Source organism: Rhodococcus sp. BS-15 (assembly GCF_000813105.1).
Lineage (GTDB): Bacteria > Actinomycetota > Actinomycetes > Mycobacteriales > Mycobacteriaceae > Rhodococcoides.
Genome location: NZ_BAOX01000425.1, coordinates 1 through 2969, shown reverse-complemented (window position 1 = coordinate 2969; position 2969 = coordinate 1). Strand labels below are relative to the sequence as shown.

Sequence of the window (2969 nt, the reverse complement as noted above, 5' to 3'; positions counted from 1 at the left end):
TGCCCTGGTCCGCGACCGGGCCGCCGCACTGCGTGCTGCAGTGGACTCGGCTCCGGGACGCCTTCAGGAGGCCCGCACGGCACTGGCCTCGGTGCGCACCCGAATCGAGGCCGTGCGAACGAGATCCGAGGGCATTGCCCCGGCCTTCTCGAGCTTGCTGCGGGAGTTCAACGCCAAGAGTTCGGCAGACCTGTCTCGCAACGAACGATCCAGTGCGCGCCACGTCGAGCAGGCCGACGAGGATCTGAGCGCGGCGCGTTCTGCACTCGGCGCGGGCAACCCCGAACACTCACTGGATCTGGTGACCCAGGCGCGTCAACACCTGAGCGATGCCGAACAACTGGTCGACGCGGTCACCGACCGAGTTCGCCTTCTGCGTGCGGTCAAAGCCGATCCGAAAGAGACCGAGAACAAAGTGCGGTTCAAACTTCGTGACGCTCAACAACTCGCGATCAATCGCGGTCTGGTTGCCGAATGGGGCTCGGTGTTGGATGCTCAGCTCGCCCGGATCGACAGGGCGAGCACAGCACTGACGGGTACCCATCCCGACTACTGGTCATATCTGCAGGATCTGGATACCATTTCGGACTTCATCGCAGGCGTGATCGACCGCATGCGTACCTCGCACTGATCACATTCACACGAAGGACAGTGGTGCAACACTTTCGCCATCTCGACGCAGACACCCGTGAACGAGTGTTCTTCATGCAACCCGAAGACATCGAGACGAGCGACGGAAACGACCTCGCGGCAACGGCTCTCGGCGCAACGCTGTACATCCCGGCCACGCGTCCCGACCTGACTGCGACGGTGAACAAGCGCACCGACGAGGGTGTGCGGTCGATCGTCATCGATCTCGAAGACGCTGTGGCGGACCATAATCTGGAAGAAGCCTTGGCCAACACCGTGCGAACTCTGAACGAACTCTCGGGTTCGGGATCGCTGGTGTTCGTAAGGGCCCGTACCGCCGCGCACATCCGCAGCATCTGCGCCGGCCTCGACCACGGTGCCGCCGGGCTCGCCGGATTCGTCGTACCGAAGTTCACGGCCGCCCGCGGAGCCGAGTTTCTCGACGAGATCGTCGCTGCGTCGAAGGCACACGGCACCCGTCTGTTCGCCATGCCCGTCCTCGAATCACCGGAAGTGGTGCACCGGGAGACCCGCGACGCGGAACTGGTTGCCATCCGTGAACTGCTCGGCCACTACCGCGACATCGTGCTGGCGGTGCGAATCGGCGCTACCGACATGTGCGGCACCTTCGGCATCCGCCGCGACCGCGACCTGACGATCTACGACGTCCGCGTCGTCGCCGACGTCATCAGCGCGATCGTCAATCACCTGGGCCGGTACGACGGCTCCGGATTTGTCATCACCGGACCGGTGTGGGAGTACTTCGCTGACCACGAGCGCATGTTTCGTCCCCTTCTGCGTCAGACGCCGTTCGTCGATCAACAGGCCGTACGCTTCCGCCAGCAATTGGTGAGCAGCGACCTCGACGCCCTGCTGCGCGAGGTGGCACTCGACCGTGCGAACGGTATTCAGGGCAAAACCGTCATCCATCCCTCACACGTGCCTGCCGTGCACGCGCTGTCCGCGGTGACGCACGAGGAGTACCACGACGCACTCGACATTCTCTCCTCCGACCAGGGCGGCGTCCAGGCATCCGGCTACCGCAACAAGATGAACGAGCTGGGCCCGCACCGCAATTGGGCGAAGCAGACGATGGTGCGCGCCAAGGCGTTCGGCGTCACCAACGAGGGGATCACGTTCGTGGATCTACTGACCGCACTGGCACAGCGATGAACGCGAATCCGGCCGACGGCATCGTGCTCACCGACACCGGTTCGTCGTCGTCCTGGACCGCAACACAATTGGTGCGGCCCGGCCTACGTCGCAACCCCCGCCGCGCCCACCTGTTGGTCTCGACGGTGCTCGGCAAACACATACCCGTCGATCCGGACGTCGTCATCGCCGCAGGCAACGAACTGGCCGCCCTGGTGCACACCGCGGTGGGCGGTTCCGATGTCGACGTTCTCGGATTCGCGGAAACAGCAACGGGATTGGGTCACACGGTCGCGACTGCTCTGGGCGCGCACTGCTACCTGCACTCGACGCGTCGCCCCGTACCCGGCATGACCGTGCACGGCGAGTTCGAGGAGGGTCACTCGCACGCCACCGACCACCTGCTGATGCCCACATCGGCCGACCTTCTCGCCGGCGACCTGCCGTTGATACTCGTCGACGACGAGATCTCGACCGGAGCGACCGCGCTGGATGCGTTGCGACAGATTCACTCCTCGGCCGGGCGCGCGCACTACGTCATCGCATCCCTGGTGGACATGCGCACCGCCGAACATCTCGCTGCTGCGGCTGCGGTGGCAACCGAACTCGGCGTGCGGATCGACAACGTGAGCCTGGCGCAGGGATCGGTGGAGCTGGAGCCGGGACTGATGGAGACGGTACTGGACTTACCCGACCCGGTATTCAATCCCACTGCTGCACAATCTGGTTCGGTTCGCCGAGTCGACGCACACTGGCCGGCAACCCTGCCCGACGGCGGACGCCATGGATTCCTCCGATCCGACGCGGCAGGTTTCGACTCCGCGATCGACGATCTCGCAGCCACCGTCGACGGCTCGCTCCCCGAATCGGAACCGGTGGTCGTCATCGGCCACGAGGAGCTCATGTATCTGCCGCTCCGACTGGCGGCGGCGCTGCAGAATCTGGGACACCGCGCCCTGTTCCAAACCACAACTCGGTCACCGGCATACGTTCTCGACGTGCCCGACTACCCCCTGCGCCGCGGTTTCGAGTTCGCTGCACCCGAGGACGAATCGGGACTGCGCTACCTCTACAACGCGTCCGCCCCGCACGACGCCACACTGGTCCTCGTCGCCGACGCCCCCCGCCGACACCGACGCCCTCGCTGTCGCCGCCGAGACTCTCGCCGCCTCGGGCACCGACGTGCT

Annotated in this window: 2 protein-coding genes and 1 pseudogene; all 3 read left to right on the top strand. The window is 65.1% G+C overall.

Going from position 1 to position 2969, the window contains the following annotated elements:
• A pseudogene (locus tag RHBS_RS26200) lies at positions 1-631 on the top strand (hypothetical protein); the annotation flags it as partial.
• 23 nt (positions 632-654) lie between these two features.
• Entirely contained in the window at positions 655-1803 is a 1149-nt protein-coding gene (locus tag RHBS_RS26195) for an HpcH/HpaI aldolase/citrate lyase family protein (protein WP_128646834.1), read from the top strand.
• Positions 1800-2969 (top strand): phosphoribosyltransferase family protein (locus RHBS_RS26190; RefSeq protein WP_374700665.1); only part of this gene is annotated, 1170 nt, incomplete at its 3' end. The genes RHBS_RS26195 and RHBS_RS26190, both read left to right, overlap by 4 nt.